The following is a 15,786-nucleotide window of genomic DNA, read 5'->3' on the forward strand; positions in this document are numbered from 1 at the left end:
CGTCGCGCGTCCCCGAATCCCCGGTTGCCCGCTTCAATTCAGTCTCGAAACAAGAAAGTTCCGTTGACAAGACAATTTGTTCCGGGACGTCCGCTTTTGGTGAAACAGATGCACCCGTGACACACCCGTTAATCCATCGAAATAATATGTAAAAGTTGCCTTCGTTGCCATTGTGGTGACCAAAAGGCACCACTATCCTGTTCCGGAGACCCGTTCGTTTCCTCCCGTTTCCGGCATGCCATGGCAGACAGACGCAATTTTCCGCCCTTTGGACCGCTCCGTGCCTTCGATGCGTTCGGCCGCACGCGCGGCATCCGTCGCGCGGCCGAATGGCTGCAGATCGATCACGCCGTCGTCAGCCGCCATCTGCGGGCGCTGGAAAAATGGGCCGGGGTGCCGCTGCTGGACCGGGCCGGCGGCGGGCTGACCGAGGCGGGCCGGATCTATCACGACCGGATCGCCACGGCGCTGGACGAGATCGCCCGCGCGACCGAGGCGCTGCGCGCCGGCGACCTGCCACAACTGAGCGTGTGGTGCGTGCCGGGCTTCGCCTTTCACTGGCTGGTGCGCCGGCTGGGGAGTTTCCGCGCCGAATATCCGGATATCGACCTGCTGCTGCGCCCGACCGACGCGCGCGCGCGCTTCTGGTCCGACGGTGTCGATGCCGATATCCGCTACCAGATCGACGGCAAGCCCCACGAATCGCAGCCGGGCATTCGCCGGGCGGAACTGGCCCGGCCGCCGGTCTTTCCCGTCGCCAGTCCGGATTTCCTGCGCCGGGCCGGGCCGATCCGCGCGGTCGGCGACCTGCTGTCGCACCCGCTTCTGGCCGAGGAAGACAGCAACGAATGGCTGACCTGGCTGGCCCGGCAGGGCGTGGCGGCGCCCTCCATGATCCCGGCGGTGCGGCTGTGGCATGCCCATCTGGTACTGGCGGCGGCGCGGGAGGGACAGGGCGTGGCCCTGGCCAATCCGTTTCTGCTGGAAGACGATCTGCGCAACGGAACGCTGGTGCGGGTGGGGCCGCCGGAGGCGCCGTTCGACGGCGTTGCGATCGGTGCCTATACGCTGTTCATCCCCGAAAACAGCTGGGAGCGCCCGGCACTGATGCGGCTGCGGTCCTGGCTGATGCATGTTGCAGGGGCGTTTCTGCCCCCCAAGGAGCCGCCTGCCGCCGCCGCCGGAAGCTGAAGCAGCCGGGGCGTCAGAACCTGACCGAAAATGCGGGCTGGCTCGCCGCCAGCGCGCATTTTCCGTCAGGCTCTCAGGCGGTCGAACAATGCGATGTCCTGGCGGTAGATGGCCTGGATGCGTGCCCGCTGCCGGTCGGTCGGCACCAGGGAATGGGGCCGGCCTTCATTCAGGCGCGGCAGGCGGATGGGGCCCAGTTCCGGCATCAGGTCGGACAGGTGCGCGACATCCTCGATGCGCAGCAGGTGGCGCACCGCCGGCTGGCCGGCCCGGCCGGTGACGTACCAGGATTGCGGGCGGAAAATATGGTCCATCCCGTAGACCGAACGGGCCTGTTCGACATGATCGAGCGCATCGTCCAGCGACTGGAAGCCCATATAGCGGTCGCGGAAGCCGGATGCGACCATGCGGTCGCGCGTGCCGCCGTTGCGGGCATAGCTGTAGGCCGACAGGAACCGCTCCACCGGGTCGCGCAGGATGGCGAAGCTGGGCAGGTCGCGCACCAGGCCCGGCACCACGCCCTGGAAATAGCGGATGGATTCGTGCGAGAGCGTGCGACCATACAGCGCGGTGGCGATCGAGGTCCCGGCATTCTTGGGCACATGGACGAACAGGACGCCGCGCCGGGCGATCAGCGCCATGCGCTCGCGCCGCTTGACGCCCATGGGCAGGCGGATGCCGGCCCGTGCCGTCCATTCATGGATGTCGGTCGGCAGGCGGAAGCCCATGAGGCGGGTGACATGCGCGAAGGCCCGCGCGGAAGACGAGGCGACGGGCGCCCGGTCGAAGGCACTGCTTTCCTTGACCGCCGGCAGGGGTGACATCGTCTTCTGGTGGGCAGCCACGATTTGTCCTCCGGTCGAAACAGGTGAACAGGACCCTAGCAGCAGAAACGGGCATGGAAAGCCATGAAGCCCATCACGTTACAATTGGAAATTATTTGTACAAGTGGAAATCATTCTTCGGCGCGATGCCTGTCTTTCTCTATTCTCCTGATAAGGAAGACATATTCTTGCCGGATTCTCTCGGTTCGGCCTCTGGCCGGCGTGCGACGGGTGCGCAGTCCGGCGTGACGGGCGTGCCGCCCATGACCGAACGGGTGAAGGCAGCGGAATCGGGCAGCGACGCCATCACCGTCTGCGAATGATCCAGCCCCCGATAGAGATGGGCCTGCACCGTCGTGCCGGCCCGGCATGCGTCGCGCACCAGCAGGAGCTGCCCCTGGGGCGCGACGTCGCGGTCTTCGCTGCCCGTCCCGACGAAAAGCGGCGCCGCCAGCTTGAGGGTTGGAAAGGCCATGGCCTTCAGCGCGGGAGCCAGGGCGCGCGGCAGGGTCGGCCGGAAGCTGTTGGCCCGCGTCAGCCCGTCATCGCGCACGATGTCCAGCAGGGCGGGAAGACATTGTTGCGACGCCGCGTGGAAGGCGTGCATCGCCCGGGGGGTGAAGGCTTCGGCCGGATCGAAGGACGGGTCGAGACCCGCCGACGATGCCGCGATCAGCAGGGCATAGGCCACAACCGGGTCCACCTCCCCTTTTGGCGTCTTTCCCGCCGCGCCGTGGGGCCCGGCCATGAGGGACTTCGCAATCTGGGGCGTCATGTAGGGAATGCCGGTCGCCACCGTCCCCCTGATGTCGAGCGCCGGCGCATAGGACGGCGCATAGGACGCGGCGGCGAAGGCGGCGCCCGCGCCCTGCGACTGGCCGACGATCATGACCGTATTGCGCAGGTGCGGCAGGCCCGACAGGGCGGCGCGCACGCCGTCCAGCACGCTGTAGGCCGCGGCGCGGGCGTTGAGGTAGGGATGGGTGCCGCCGCTGCCCAGCCCCTGATAGTCGGTCGCCACGATGGCGAAGCCCCGGTGCAGCCACGCGCCCAGATAATCCTGGTCCCGCACCGAATGCGGATTGCGCGAGGGCGCGCAGGCCATGGCGATGCCCACCGTACCATGCGCCCAGGCGACGATGGGCCAGCCGCCGGGCGGCGGCGAACCGGCGGGATAGAGGACCTCGCCAGTGACGGGCACGAGGCCGGTGCCCGTCACCCCGTCGGTGGAGAGATAGGTGATGGCCAGCGCCTGCCCCGCCCCCGGAACGCCGTCGGCCGGGTCGAGCGGCGCCTGCCCGGTCAGCGTGCCGGCGGCGCGGATGGCGGGGGCCGGCGGTGCGCGGAGGGGCGCGGCCTGGCAGGCGGCAAGAGCGGGCAGACATGCCGCCATCAGGAGAGAACGCAGGTTCATGACATGGCCCCGATCCTTGCTGTCGCGCCCGGCCGGCGCGGGGGAATTAGCGCGCCGGCTTGCGGAATTTCAGCACGACCTGATCGGTATGGCCGCGGATCGCGGGATCGAAGACCGGCAGGTCGTGAGTATCGTCCGGATTGGCGAGCACCTTGCTCTCGCTTTCGAAATGGAAGCCGGCGGCCTGGACCTGCTGGCGGATGATCGCCGGGTCGATCCGGTGCAGCTTCGCCACGTCGCCCCCTGCCCCGGGATTGGCCACATGGTCGATCACGATGAACGCGCCGCCCGGACGCAGGGCGGCGAAGACCGATCTGTCGAACGCCAGCGCGGCGTCGGGCCCGCCGGCATAATAGATGTCGTGATAATTCTGCGACGTCCACACCAGGTCGAGCCGCTTCGGCACCTGGATCGCGTCCAGCGGCTGGACCAGGACCGAGACATTGGCGAATACCGGCATGGCGGCAATGGCGTTGACCGCATCGGCCGCCGCCGGCTTCTTCGTCACCAGCCAGGTCGGGACGATGGCCCAGACATGCCCGTCGCCACCGACCACGTTGCTGAACAGGCGGGTGAAATAGCCCTTACCGGGCATGATGTCGGCGACGTTCATGCCGCGCTTGAGGCCGGCGAAGGCGAGCAGGCTGGCGGGCTTGCGATCCGCATCGAGGGCGACGTCCTCGTCCGGCCGGTCCTTGCTGGCGACGGCGGCGGCGATGCCGACCGCGGCACCGCGCCGGCCCTGATAGAGGGGGGATTGCGCGCAAGCCGGCACGATGGCGGCGGCGACAACCGTACCCATCATGACGGTGGCGAGAAGACTGCGAACGGCCATGCCTTGTTTCTCCATACCCGCGCCACTGCGGCGCGCCGGCGGCCGGTCTGCCGCCCTGTCAACCGCCGGGAGGGTCGGGGCCGGATCGGCCTGCCCTGCCGGGACCTGCGAGGAGCATAAAACCGATTGGGAACAGGCGAAAGGCCATGGGACATGACCGGATTCAACGGCCCGCCCGCCCGAGCGTTCCTGCCCCCGTTCCCGCCCCCCGTTCCTGCCCCCCCGTTCCCGCCCATGACATTTCGATACCGATATCTATAATCGGACCGGACAGGCCCCGGAAGAGCAGGACAGGACACCACGCCGATGACCGAACAGCCCGCGCCCTCCGTCCTGCACAAGCGGCATGTGGCCATGATCTCGATCGGCGGGGTGATCGGCGCCAGCCTGTTCGTGGGTTCGTCCGCGTCGATCGCCACGGCGGGGCCGGGGGTCTTCCTGTCCTATCTGCTGGGCGGGCTGATCATCCTGTGCGTCACGCGCATGCTGGGGGAAATGACGGTGGAGGCGCCCCAGGCCGGGTCGTTCGTGGCGCATATCCGCCGGGGGCTGGGGGCGCGTGCCGCTTTCATCGGCGGCTGGACCTACTGGGTGATGTGGGCGACGATCCTGGGGATCGAGACGATTGCCGGCGCCAGTTTCCTGGCCCCGTTCGTGCCCCTGCCCTTCCTGGCGATCGAATGTGCCGTGCTGGGGGCCATGACTGCGATCAACCTGTTCTCGGTCCGGGGGTATGGCGAATTCGAATACTGGTTTTCCATGACCAAGATTTTGACCATCGTGCTGTTCATGGCGCTTGGCGTGGCCGTGCTGGCCGGGGTGGGGCACCGCCATGTCGACATGGTGGCCAACCTGACGGCGGGCGGCGGGCTGTTTCCGCATGGCGGCTTTGCGCTGATGGCGAGCATTCCGGCCATCATGCTGTCCATGTCCGGGACCGAGATCACGACCATCGCCGCCACCGAATCCAGCCATCCGGCCGACAGCGTGCGCCGGGCCGCGCGGTCGGTCGTGATCAAGATCCTGGTCTTCTATCTGGGATCGATCGGGCTGATCCTGTGCCTGATGCCGTGGAACCGGATCGTGCCCGGCCATTCGCCGTTCCTGGCGGCGCTGGAGCATGTGGGCCTGCCCTATGCCCCCATGCTGATGACGGCGGTGATGCTGGTGGCCACGCTCTCGGCGCTGAATTCGGGCCTGTACATCACCTCGCGCATCCTGCGCGAACTGGCCGAGGCCGGGGATGCGCCGCGCTGCTTTGGCGCGCGCGGCGGCAACGGCACGCCGCGCGTGGCGATCCTGGCCGGCAGCGCGGTGGCCGTGATCGTGGCGCTGGCGGGGATGGCGGCGCCGGGGAGCGTGTTCGCCTTCCTGGTCAGTGCCACGGGCACGTTCGTGCTGTTCGATTATGTGCTGGTGGCGCTGGCACAGATCCGGCTGCGGCGGGAGGCCATCGCGCGGGGCGCGCGGCCGGCGCTGCCGATGTGGTGCTTCCCGTTCCTGTCCTATGCCACGCTGGCCACGCTGGTGATGTCGCTGCTGACCATGCTGGTCGCCAGCCCCGGCACACGGCGCGAGATCGTGCTGGGGGCGCTGACGCTGGGGCTGATCATGCTGGCCGAGCGGGCGACGCTGACCCTGCGCGGGGCCGGGCGGGCCGATAACACAGCACTGCCCGGCGGAAACGATGCGACCGCGATCGCAGAGACCGGCTGAAGGCCGGGGTGCCGGCCGGATCGAACCATCCGGCCGGCGGTCGTCGTTTTTCAGAACTCGGCGGAAACCGTGCCGAAGAACTCGCGGGGGGCCGCGACGTACAGGACCGGGTTGTCGTCACCCGAGACGGACGCCGCGCCGTAGACACCGCCGATATAGTTCTTGTTGAACAGGTTGGTGATGCCGAGGGTCGCCTTCAGGTTGTTGGCGAACCCGATGCGCCCGAAATTGTAGGCGGCGCTGAGGTTCGACGTCCAATAGGCGGGGATCTTGACGTCGTTCATATACGTCATCGGCCGCGCACTGTTGTAGGTCGCGTTGAAGTTGAAGGTCGCCTGACGATAGGTATAGGACAGGTTCGCCTTGTACATGAACTTCGGGTAGAAGACCTGATGCTTGCCCTTGTAGGGCAGATTCGCATTTTCGTAGACTGCGTCGTTCCAGCTGAAGCTGTTGGAAATCTCCAGCCCGCGCACCGGACGGATGGTGCCCATCACGTCCGCGCCGTTCATGCTCTCACGCCCGATATTCTCGATCGAGCTGTACTGGGCGCCGGTGGGACCGGCCGTGATCGCCGCCAGACGGTTGTAGTAATCCGTGTGGTAGTAATCGACGCTGCCTGAGAAAAACTTCGAATCGTAGCGATAGCCGACGACATAGTTCCATGTCCGCTCGGGCTTGAGCTTGTTCTTGTTGGCGTTGAACACGGCCTGCGCCGGGTTGCTGGCATTGCCCAGGCCGCCCCACGGATTGCCGCTGCCGCTCTGCGTGCCGTAATCGTAGGCGCGCATGTTCTCGGCAATGTCGAAATACACTTCATGATGATCCAGGAAGTGATAATCGAAATTGAAGTGCGGCAGGAAGGCATTGGCCGCCGTCATGCTGCCCGACGCGGGATGGCTGTAATAGACGCCCCAGTCCGACAGGCTGCTGGTATTGTCGACGCTGGTGCCGCCATGCGTCGTCTGCAGCAGCGAGCGGAAGCCGGCGGTGACGGTCATGCCCGGAATGATGTGGTAGGTGTCCTGCAAATAGTACTGGAACGTGTTCGTGTTGAACGAATCTGCCCACCAGGTCGTGGCCTGCGAGGCCTTGAAGTCGCTCTTGGAATTGTGCGCCGCGTCCACGCCGTCTTCGTACATCCGCATCGCGTAGTTGAACGTGTCGTTCTCGTACCAGATGCCGGTCTTGATGTCGTTCTTGTTGACGGTGATGTCGAAGCTCTGGGTGAAGCCGATGCGGCGGACGTCGACGTGCCCGGTTTCAAGCGCCATCGGCACCTGCGAGGTGGGCGAGATCAGGAACGGATTGGTGCCGCTGTAATCGCCGCTGGAGACGTGGGCGTAGGCCGCGGTCTTGGACAGCACGTTGGGGAAGAACTGATAGTCGGCCTTGATGGCTGACAGGTAGTTGCGCTGCGTCTGCGTGCCGTCATAGGCGTAGTCGCCGATTTCGTCCGGCGTCAGCACGCCCTGCAGGTTGGTGGGCACCGTGCCCGCCTGGGCATTGGCCGCCCATTCCTTGGACAGCGCATAATCGGGCTTCAGATAGGTCGTGTCACGGCCCATCTTTTCCCACATGTTCCTGGTCAGGCCCAGATAATTGTACTGGATGAAGTTCGAGTAGTCGAAGATGGCCGTGATCTTGCCCTTGTCGCCCAGCGGCTGCACGAGCTTGAAATTGGCCTGGTGTTCCTGCTGGTCGCCGAAACCCTTCCACAGATCCTGCGCGGTGCGGGCATAGGAGGCGTAGAATTTGGTGCCGGTGGCATTCAGAACGCCGCTGTCCACGCGGGCGAAGGTGCGGAAGGCGTCGTAGCTGCCGAAGCTCTGGCTGACACGGCCGCCCGCCTTGTCCAGCGGATCGGCGGAGGTGTAGGTGATCGCCCCGCCCAGCGTCTGCGCCGAGGGTGTGTCCAGCGCGCCCGCGCCCTGCGACACCGTCATGCCGGCGAGGTTTTCCTGGATTTCCATCTGGTCGACGCCCAGGCCGTTCCAGTTATGGAATCCCTGGCCGCCCATCGGGATGCCGTCCAGCGTCGCGCCGATCTGGGTCTGGTTGAAGCCGCGGATATACAGCGTGCTGGCCACCGTATCGAGGCCCAGCGCGTCGTCCGAGCCGAAGCTGACGCCGGGGGTGGTGAGTGCCAGCACCTGGAGCGGGCTGGTGCCGGCCACGAACTGGTCCATGGTGGCGCGCGTCACGGCCGTTTCCGCCCCGCGCGAATGGAAACGCGCGCCGCTGACCTCGACCGTCTCGGCCTCGGCACGGACGCGTGCCGCCGGACGGGCGGCGGCGGCCGGCTGCGCGGCAGCGGCGGCCGAAGCATGATGCGCCGCCTTAGCGGCACGATGGCGGGCATGGGCCTTGCCGTTCTCGCCGCTGGCGGCAAGCGCGGGCAGGCTGGCCGAGGCCATCAGAAGGGAAGCCGATCCCAGCAGGAACGATCGGCCGTGGCGTCGGAGAAATCCGGTCTGTCTGGTCATACTCACCTTGTCAGGATAGGGCACGCGCGCCCGCGCGCGGCGCCGTGCGGCAGCCCGCGGGACCGTCATGCCCCCTTGTCGATCGCGTCGGACGGGATCGTCGCGCCGCGTTTTGGCGGATCAGGAATCGCGGCGGGAAGCACCTGGAACGATGTCGGTCATGTCAGGCGCCCGGGCTCCCTTCGTCGCATTCCACTGGGATTGTGGCCGCCGGCATCCGCGGGCAGCCATTGGGACTAAATCAAGCGTAATCCGAGATGAAAATGCAACAGACCCGGAAGATGCTCGCCTCTCATTCTTTAATGATGCGGCAAATATGACACATTTGTGAATACATTATGTTTCATTTTTCACAACTTTTATAATTTGACATATAATTTATACGCATAAATTCCGAGTAATATTATTATAGTAAATTATCTATTTTTGATACCCAATATTCGATCGTATCGTATATGCATTTATATTCGTTTCATTTTCGTCTTTTATTTTTCTGAGCCGGCGGCGGCATGCGCTGTCAAGCCCGGCGGACGCATGGTTTCGTCTTCTGCAAGGCTCGGTTTCCCAACTGGAGCAAGACAGGGACGTTCCCGAGGGAGGACAATGCGCGATCAAGAAAGAACCGGAATGGACATAGCCATGGACCAGATCTCCCTCACCGAGCGCGATGCCATCGGAATCGGGATGCCCGACCTGCGCACGATCGATTGCGACCCCGATTTCTGGTACCCGGTGGCGTGGTCGCACGAACTCAAGGCCGGCAAGACGATCGGCACCCGCTATGCCGGCCAGCCGGTCGCACTGGTCCGCCCCACCGAGGGCGAGGTCTTTGCGCTGGAGGATCGCTGCGCCCACCGGCAGGTGCCGCTGAGCAAGGGCACGGTGAAGGGCCAGGCGGTGCAATGCTGCTATCATGGCTGGGCGTATGGCCGGTCGGGCCGCTGCATCGACGTGCCCTATCTGGGCAAGGGCAAGCTGCCCAATGGCGTGCGCACCTATCCCTGCCGCGAACAGGGCGGGCTGATCTTCATCTTCCCCGGTGATCCGGCCCTGGCGGATTCCGTCCCCATGCCCACGCTGGCGCATGTCGGCGACCCCGATTTCCGCACGCGGCGGTTCGGGCCCCGCGTGGCCTGCCACTATACCTTCATGCATGAGAACCTGATGGACATGAACCATCAGTTCCTGCACCGCCGCCAGATGGGCCAGATCCGCGCGCGCTTCCTGGGCCAGGACCGGGGCGAGAATTTCGTCGAGGCCCGCTACAGCTTTGCCCGCACCGATACCCACCAGCCGCTGGCCGAGGCGCTGATCTTCGGCCGCCATCGCGACCTGAAGGGGCGCGAGCAGCCGGTCGAGGAAGTGGTGACGGTGCGGACCGAATATCCGTACCAGACGCTGCGGATCGTCGACAAGGATGGCGACCTGATGATGGATCTGTGGGTGGCCTATGTGCCGCAGAGCGCCGACCAGCGCACGACCCGCGCCTTTGGCCTGCTGTCGGTGCGGCGCCCGAAGATTCCGTTCCTGATCGACCTGATCTGGCCGGCGCTGGCGGTGTTCACCAACCGGATCTTCGAGGAAGACCGCGAGGTGGTGGAACTGGAACAGCAGGCCTGGGACGCCCAGGGCGGCGACCGGAACCGCGAGGTCTTCCCCGTGGTCAACCACCTGCGCGCGCTGCTGGCGCGCTGCGGCCAGCCGGGGCAGCACGCCGCAGCCGGCCGGACCCTTCCGGCCTGACCACACGCGGGGGCGCCGGCTGGCCGGTGCCCCTGAACCCGCCCTACGGCATCTCGCGGGCCAGGAACGACGCGACCTCGGCCGTCAGCCAGTTGCGGAAGCGCACGAACTGCGGCCGGTTCCAGTTGCTCTCGGGGGCGATCAGGTAATAGCCGCCGATGAAGACCCGCCGGAACGCCTGCCCCGGCACCGTGACCTTCACCAGGGTTCCGCGCTCCAGATCGTCCGACACCAGGAAGACATTGGCCAGCGAGATCCCCTGCCCGTGTCGCGCCGCCGCCAGGGTGACGCTGGCATGCCCCAGCCGTCCGAACGGCACGAACGAGGCCGGGCTAACTTTGTGGCCCGACAGGAAGAGATGCCATTCGTGGCTGTCCTCCGCCTCGATCAGCGGCTCGGCCAGCAGGTCGGTGATCGTGCGCACGCGCCCCGCCACCTCCGCCGCAAGGACAGGACTGGCCACCGGGAACATGGCGGGCCGCCCCAGCAGCACCTTCTTGAAGCCGGCAGGAAAGGTTTCCAGCTCCTTGTCGCGCAGATAGCGGATATCCGCGTGCAGGTCGTCGCGATCGAAATCGGGAAACCGGTCGAACGGGCGCACCATCAGGTCGATCGACGGTTCGCTGCGCCGGAAGGCCCCGAGCCGCCCCGCCAGCCACAGCGAGGCGAAGCCCGACACGCAACTGATGCGGATCGAGTCCTCCATGCGCGGGCGCAGCCGCTCGGTGGCGCGCGACAGGCCGTTCAGCGCCTCGGTGATGTCCTTGTGATAGGACAGGCCCTTCTGCGTCAGCGTGCCGCTGGCCCGGTCGATCAGCGCCACCCCCACCCAGTCTTCCAGCGTGCGCAGATGGCGCCCGACGATCGTGTGGCTGACGCCCAGATACTCCGCCGCCTTGCGTACGCCGCCGGTGCGGCCATAGGCATCGAAGGCGCGCAGTGCCCCGAAGGGCGGAAGAAGAAGCCGTTTCTTCGTCGACACGATCCAATCCGCCGGGCTGTCCGGCGGAATCTTACGGGGCCGCGACCGGCGCTGTAAAGCGGTTGGAAACCCAGAGTTCCCACCCGCGAACAGGAAGGCACCTTCGCGACGGGCCCTCCCGCCCTCTACCCTCGGCCCGGCATCACCGTCAGCGAACCGGGACCACGACCATGAACGACCAAGAGCTGCGCGAAGACCTGGCGGCGGCCTACCGGCTGATCGCCCTGTTCGGCATGAGCGACCTGATCTACACGCACCTGTCCGTGCGCCTGCCGGGCGACGGAAACCGCTTCCTGGTCAATCCCTATGGCTGGCTGTTCGAGGAAATCACCGCCAGTTCGCTGGTCGAGGTCGATGCCGACGGCCTGCCGGCCCAGCCTTTGTCCTTTCCGGTGAATCCGGCGGGTTTCGTCATCCACTCCGCCATCCATCGCGCGCGGCACGACGCGGCCTGCGTGATGCACACCCACACCCTCGCCGGCATGGCGGTCGCGGCCCAGAAGCAGGGCATCCTGCCGCTGAACCAGATCAGCATGGAATTCACCAACCATGTCGCCTTCCATTCCTACGAAGGCATCGCCGCCGATGACAATCTGAGCGAGCGCGAACGGCTGGTCCGCGATCTGGGCGACCATCCGGCGATGATCCTGGAAAATCACGGGCTGCTCACCGTCGGCACCACGGTGGCCGAGACCTTCTATCGCATGTACTATCTGGAGCAGGCCTGCCGCATCCAGATCGCCGTGCAATCGACCGGCGCGCCCTTGAGCCTGCCCGGCGCCGCGACGCTGGAGCGCACCCATGCCCAATTCGCGAACGAGCCGGACAAGGGCCAACTGGTCTGGACGGCGCTGCGGCGCAAGCTGGACCGCGAGCAGCCCGCCTATCGAAGCTGAACGGCGCCATGCCGGTCATCGCCGTTCATATCCACGATCTGCCGGACTATCGCGCCCGCCTGGCCGAGCCGTTCGCCGCCTCGATCCCTCCGTCACCCTGCTGTCGTGGGAGGAAGCCCTGGCCCGGCCGGCATGTGTGGACTACGCGCTGGTCTGGTGCCCGCCGCCCGGCGACCTGCGGCGTTTCGGAAACCTGAAGGCCATCCTGAGCAGCGGCGCGGGCGTGGACCATATCGTGGACCGCGACCCGGACTGGCCGGCGCATCTGCCGCTGGTCCGCATGGGCGGCGACGCCACGGCACTGCTGATGGGCGATTATGTTCTCTGGGCGTGCCTGATGCTGCTGCGCGATGCCCGAAGCTGGGCGCTGCGGCAGCGCGACCATGCATGGGCCCGCCCGGCGGCAACACGCGGCAGCGCCGGCTGCACCGTCGGGGTCATGGGCATGGGCCATCTGGGCGGCCATGCTGCCCAACGGTTGCGGCAGGCGGGCTTTGCCGTGCGCGGATGGTCGCGTCGCCCCGCCACCTTCGAAGGCATCCGCCCATTTCGCCGGGCCCGAGGCGCTGGAGCCGTTCCTGAACGGCACCGATATCCTGGTCTGCCTTCTGCCGAACACGCCCTCGACGCGGCACATCATCGATGCCGGCCTGCTGGCGCGCCTGCGGCCCGGCGGCGGCGTGGTCAATGTCGCGCGGGGCGACCATCTGGTGGTGGACGACCTGATCCAGGCCCTGGAGTCCGGCCATCTGGCGGGGGCGGTACTGGACGTGTTCGACCACGAGCCCCTGCCGCCATCCTCCCCCCTGTGGGACCATCCGCGCATCACCGTCACCCCGCATGTCGCGTCCGAGGCACCGATCGCCGATCGCGCGCGCTATATCCTGGACGTCATCGCGCAGATCGCACGCGGCGACCGTCCCGCCCTGACCTTCGACCCCACCCGCGGCTACTGACCCGGACACATCGCCCGGCCGGACCGGGCGCGCACGCATGCCGCATGTGGAAACTTTTCGTTTCCACATGCGAAGAAAAAGTCGCTTCCGAAACGTTCTCCGGAGATGATAACGTCAATCGTAATGAAATGGATTTTTCCTCCATTTCTTTAGAAATTAGAACAATTATTAAAACAGAATTACCTGTTCTTTCTACACGCCGACTATTCCGCGGAACGACCCGGCGCAGGCCGGATACGGCCAGATGCTTCGCCCCCAGGAGGTCCTGTCATGCGATCACCGACCATTCCCCGACGACGGCTCATGATTTCCGGAACCATCATCGCCTGTACCGGCGTCTGGACATTCTGCCCCGGCGGCCGGGCGGCAACGCCCGCCGCGACACCCGCCACCAGCCACGCGCACCGTGCCGCACCGCCCGCCCACTCCGCACCCGGACCGGCCACGCGCACCGCGCCGGCGGCCGAGACCATCTCGGTCACCGGCGGCATCACCACCCCCACCGGCGTGCGCAACACCACGCCCGGCGGCGGCATGATGCCGGTGCAGACCGCGCCGAAATCCCGCAGCGAGGTCACGCGCGACTTCATCGCCAAGAAACCGTCCAACACCACCGTGCAGGCCATGCTGGCCAGCATGCCGGGCGTGTCCTATGCGCGCTCCGATCCCTATGGCCAGATCTCGCGCGGGATCATGGTCCGTGGGCTGAACTATACGCAGGTCGGCTATCTGGTGGAAGGCGTGCCGCTGACCGACGGCGTGTATCTCAGCCCCGATGCCATCGGCGGCAGCCCGGACATGGAAAACGTATCGTCGGTGGCGCTGACACAGGGTTCGCCCGACATCAGCAGCCCGGCCTATTATTCGGTGGGCGCGGAAATCCGCACCACGCTGCGCGATCCGGCACGCACCGCCGGCGGCCTGCTGGAATCCAGCTACGGCACCTGGAACATGAAGAAGGAATTCGCCCGGATCGATACCGGCGAGATCGGCCATACCGGCGTGCGGGCCTTCATGTCCTATTCGTGGAGCTACAACCAGTTCTGGCAGACGCCCGGCTCGCTGATGCGCCACCATGTGGATGCCAAGGCGATCAAGGAATGGGGCCATGGCAACAGCGCGGGCCTGACCTTTTTATGGGGGCATTATACCTCGGCCGGCATCAACGCCAACGGTTCGGCCACGCCCACCAAGGCCGCGTTCGAAAAACTCGGTACGTCTTCGCTGTATTACAACACGAACTACGCGCCCGGCGTCGGCAGCTACTGGCAACTGGCGCGCCTGCGCAACGACGTGCTGTCCATCATCGCGCCGGTGCATCTGAATCTGGGCAGCGGGTTCAAGCTGTCGGCCACGCCCTATTTCATCAACTGGGACAAATGGACCAACTATGGCGAAGCCATAAGCCAGAAGAACAGCTATTACGGAACCCATCTGGTCGGGCCGCTCAGCCTGCCCGATGTCGGCCCCAACGGCAAGCAGACGGTCGAGGTCGTCGATCCGCAGCACCAGCATACGCTCAGCCTGATGACGGACCTGGCCTGGACCCGTGGGCACAATACGCTGCGCGTCGGCTACTGGTATTCGTATCTGGACATGACCGAGCGCGCCAATTACGCCGCGACCAGCAAGCAGGGCCTGCCGGCCAATGCCTGGGGACGCTTTGGCGTGACCACCGCCGACGGGCAGGTGATGTCGGGATGGGACATCGTGTTCCGCCAGCAGACGAACGCCATATTCATCGAGGATACGTTTACGGCTTTCAACGACCGGCTGAAACTGAATGCCGGATTCAAGGAGGTCATGATGCAGCGCTGGGTCAGCAACCTGATCCCCGGTGCCGCGACCTACAAGAACGGCGCGAACTATGCCGAACCGCTGCCGCAGGTTTCCGCCAGTTTCGACATCACGCCCAACGACCAGATCTATGTCAACGGCACCACCAGCTTCAAGGCGCCCGATCGCAGCGAAGCCTATATCGACATTTATGACGCGGCCTCGCCCATTCCGATCCAGGGCCATCCGCAGGACATGAAGCCCGAATATGCGATCGGCGAGGAGCTGGGCTATCGCCATAGCGGGCTGGTACATGTGTCGGCCGCCCTGTTCAACTACAACATGGTCAATCACGATGTGCTGTCGACCGCCTTCGTCGGCGGATCGCTGGTGACGGCGCCGATCATCCTGGGCGGGCAGACGATCCGTGGCGCGCAGCTCGAGGTCGGGCTGCGGCCGTGGCATCATTTCAGCCCCTATGTCTCGGGCTCGTACGTCCACGCCACCACCGATAATGATTTCAAGGTGGGCAATGACGTGCTGCCCACCGCCGGCAAGATCGCGGTGAACACGCCCGCCTTCACCGGCGCGATCGGGCTGGCTTATGATGACGGCACGTATTTCGGGAATTTCAACCTGAACTATATCGGCCGCCGCTACAGCACCTTCATGAATGACGAGAGCATTCCGGGCTATCTGACGTCGGACGTGACGCTGGGCTACCGGCTGCCCAATGTCCATGTCGCCCACGCCACGCTGTACCGGCCGCAGATCCAGCTGAACCTGATGAATATCGGGAACAATCTCTACTACGCCCAGACGGCGGGCCTGACATCCAACGCGCACACCATGACGGGCCTGCGCGGCACCCCCATCGCGGGCAAGAGCCCGACCTACCAGATCGGCGGCGGCTTCGCGATCGCCGGCGCCGTCACGGTCGGGTTCTGACGGGGGAGGCCGCGTGCGC

The 15,786-nt window shown here is 65.8% G+C and carries 10 protein-coding genes and 2 pseudogenes; 7 read left to right on the forward strand and 5 right to left on the reverse strand.

Features of this window, described 5'->3' with window-relative positions; genetic code table 11:
- Positions 1-240: 240 nt before the first annotated feature.
- Positions 241-1,191, forward strand: coding sequence for a LysR substrate-binding domain-containing protein (locus HLH29_RS15455; protein WP_182968277.1), 951 nt, complete (start codon positions 241-243; stop codon positions 1,189-1,191).
- A gap of 65 nt (positions 1,192-1,256) precedes the next feature.
- Here the strand turns inward: HLH29_RS15455 and HLH29_RS15460 are convergent, their stop codons facing one another.
- From HLH29_RS15460 to HLH29_RS15470, 3 genes are all read right to left on the reverse strand, one after another.
- Positions 1,257-2,036, reverse strand: a complete 780-nt coding sequence (locus tag HLH29_RS15460) for a sulfotransferase family 2 domain-containing protein (RefSeq protein WP_338030260.1) — start codon at positions 2,034-2,036, stop codon at positions 1,257-1,259.
- Positions 2,037-2,175: 139 nt separating this feature from the next.
- Positions 2,176-3,429 (reverse strand): lipase family protein, encoded by a 1,254-nt coding sequence (locus HLH29_RS15465; RefSeq protein ID WP_182968278.1) that lies wholly within the window; start codon positions 3,427-3,429, stop codon positions 2,176-2,178.
- A 46-nt stretch (positions 3,430-3,475) separates the two neighbouring features.
- Complete coding sequence (locus HLH29_RS15470) at positions 3,476-4,264, reverse strand: class I SAM-dependent methyltransferase (RefSeq protein WP_220791541.1); 789 nt, start codon at positions 4,262-4,264, stop codon at positions 3,476-3,478.
- Positions 4,265-4,570: 306 nt separating this feature from the next.
- On the opposite strand from HLH29_RS15470, the gene HLH29_RS15475 reads away from it, so the two are divergent.
- Complete coding sequence (locus HLH29_RS15475; protein ID WP_246374305.1) at positions 4,571-5,980, forward strand: amino acid permease; 1,410 nt, start codon at positions 4,571-4,573, stop codon at positions 5,978-5,980.
- Between the two features lie 50 nt (positions 5,981-6,030).
- On the opposite strand, the gene HLH29_RS15480 is transcribed toward HLH29_RS15475, so the two are convergent.
- A complete protein-coding gene (locus HLH29_RS15480; protein ID WP_182968307.1) occupies positions 6,031-8,397 on the reverse strand; it encodes a TonB-dependent receptor family protein in 2,367 nt (788 codons plus the stop codon).
- Positions 8,398-9,105: 708 nt separating this feature from the next.
- Here HLH29_RS15480 and HLH29_RS15485 point away from each other — a divergent pair.
- Positions 9,106-10,209: an aromatic ring-hydroxylating oxygenase subunit alpha gene (locus tag HLH29_RS15485; protein WP_182968279.1), complete on the forward strand. Its 1,104-nt coding sequence runs from the start codon at positions 9,106-9,108 to the stop codon at positions 10,207-10,209.
- 43 nt (positions 10,210-10,252) lie between these two features.
- Here HLH29_RS15485 and HLH29_RS15490 read toward each other — a convergent pair whose 3' ends face one another.
- A complete protein-coding gene (locus HLH29_RS15490; RefSeq protein WP_182968280.1) occupies positions 10,253-11,191 on the reverse strand; it encodes a LysR substrate-binding domain-containing protein in 939 nt (312 codons plus the stop codon).
- A 125-nt stretch (positions 11,192-11,316) separates the two neighbouring features.
- On the opposite strand from HLH29_RS15490, the pseudogene HLH29_RS15495 reads away from it, so the two are divergent.
- The 4 genes and pseudogenes from HLH29_RS15495 to HLH29_RS15505 form a co-directional block, all read left to right on the forward strand.
- Positions 11,317-12,087, forward strand: a pseudogene (locus HLH29_RS15495) (class II aldolase/adducin family protein); the annotation flags it as partial.
- Positions 12,088-12,424: 337 nt separating this feature from the next.
- Positions 12,425-12,553: pseudogene (locus HLH29_RS19925) on the forward strand (2-hydroxyacid dehydrogenase); the annotation flags it as partial.
- Complete coding sequence (locus HLH29_RS19715; RefSeq protein WP_275944191.1) at positions 12,552-13,043, forward strand: NAD(P)-dependent oxidoreductase; 492 nt, start codon at positions 12,552-12,554, stop codon at positions 13,041-13,043. The pseudogene HLH29_RS19925 and the gene HLH29_RS19715, both read left to right, overlap by 2 nt.
- A gap of 303 nt (positions 13,044-13,346) precedes the next feature.
- Positions 13,347-15,767 (forward strand): TonB-dependent receptor, encoded by a 2,421-nt coding sequence (locus tag HLH29_RS15505; protein ID WP_182968282.1) that lies wholly within the window; start codon positions 13,347-13,349, stop codon positions 15,765-15,767.
- The last annotated feature ends 19 nt before the right edge of the window (positions 15,768-15,786 follow it).

This window comes from Gluconacetobacter tumulicola, assembly GCF_014174215.1.
Classification (GTDB): domain Bacteria; phylum Pseudomonadota; class Alphaproteobacteria; order Acetobacterales; family Acetobacteraceae; genus Gluconacetobacter; species Gluconacetobacter tumulicola.

Bases quoted from the DNA above. Each gene is read 5' to 3' on its own strand.
- HLH29_RS15455 (WP_182968277.1), top strand. From the start codon at position 241: ATGGCAGACAGACGCAATTTTCCGCCCTTTGGACCGCTCCGTGCCTTC.
- HLH29_RS15465 (WP_182968278.1), bottom strand. From the start codon at position 3,429: ATGAACCTGCGTTCTCTCCTGATGGCGGCATGTCTGCCCGCTCTTGCC.
- HLH29_RS15470 (WP_220791541.1), bottom strand. From the start codon at position 4,264: ATGGCCGTTCGCAGTCTTCTCGCCACCGTCATGATGGGTACGGTTGTC.
- HLH29_RS15475 (WP_246374305.1), top strand. From the start codon at position 4,571: ATGACCGAACAGCCCGCGCCCTCCGTCCTGCACAAGCGGCATGTGGCC.
- HLH29_RS15480 (WP_182968307.1), bottom strand. From the start codon at position 8,397: ATGGCCTCGGCCAGCCTGCCCGCGCTTGCCGCCAGCGGCGAGAACGGC.
- HLH29_RS15485 (WP_182968279.1), top strand. From the start codon at position 9,106: ATGGACCAGATCTCCCTCACCGAGCGCGATGCCATCGGAATCGGGATG.
- HLH29_RS19715 (WP_275944191.1), top strand. From the start codon at position 12,552: ATGCTGCCCAACGGTTGCGGCAGGCGGGCTTTGCCGTGCGCGGATGGT.
- HLH29_RS15505 (WP_182968282.1), top strand. From the start codon at position 13,347: ATGATTTCCGGAACCATCATCGCCTGTACCGGCGTCTGGACATTCTGC.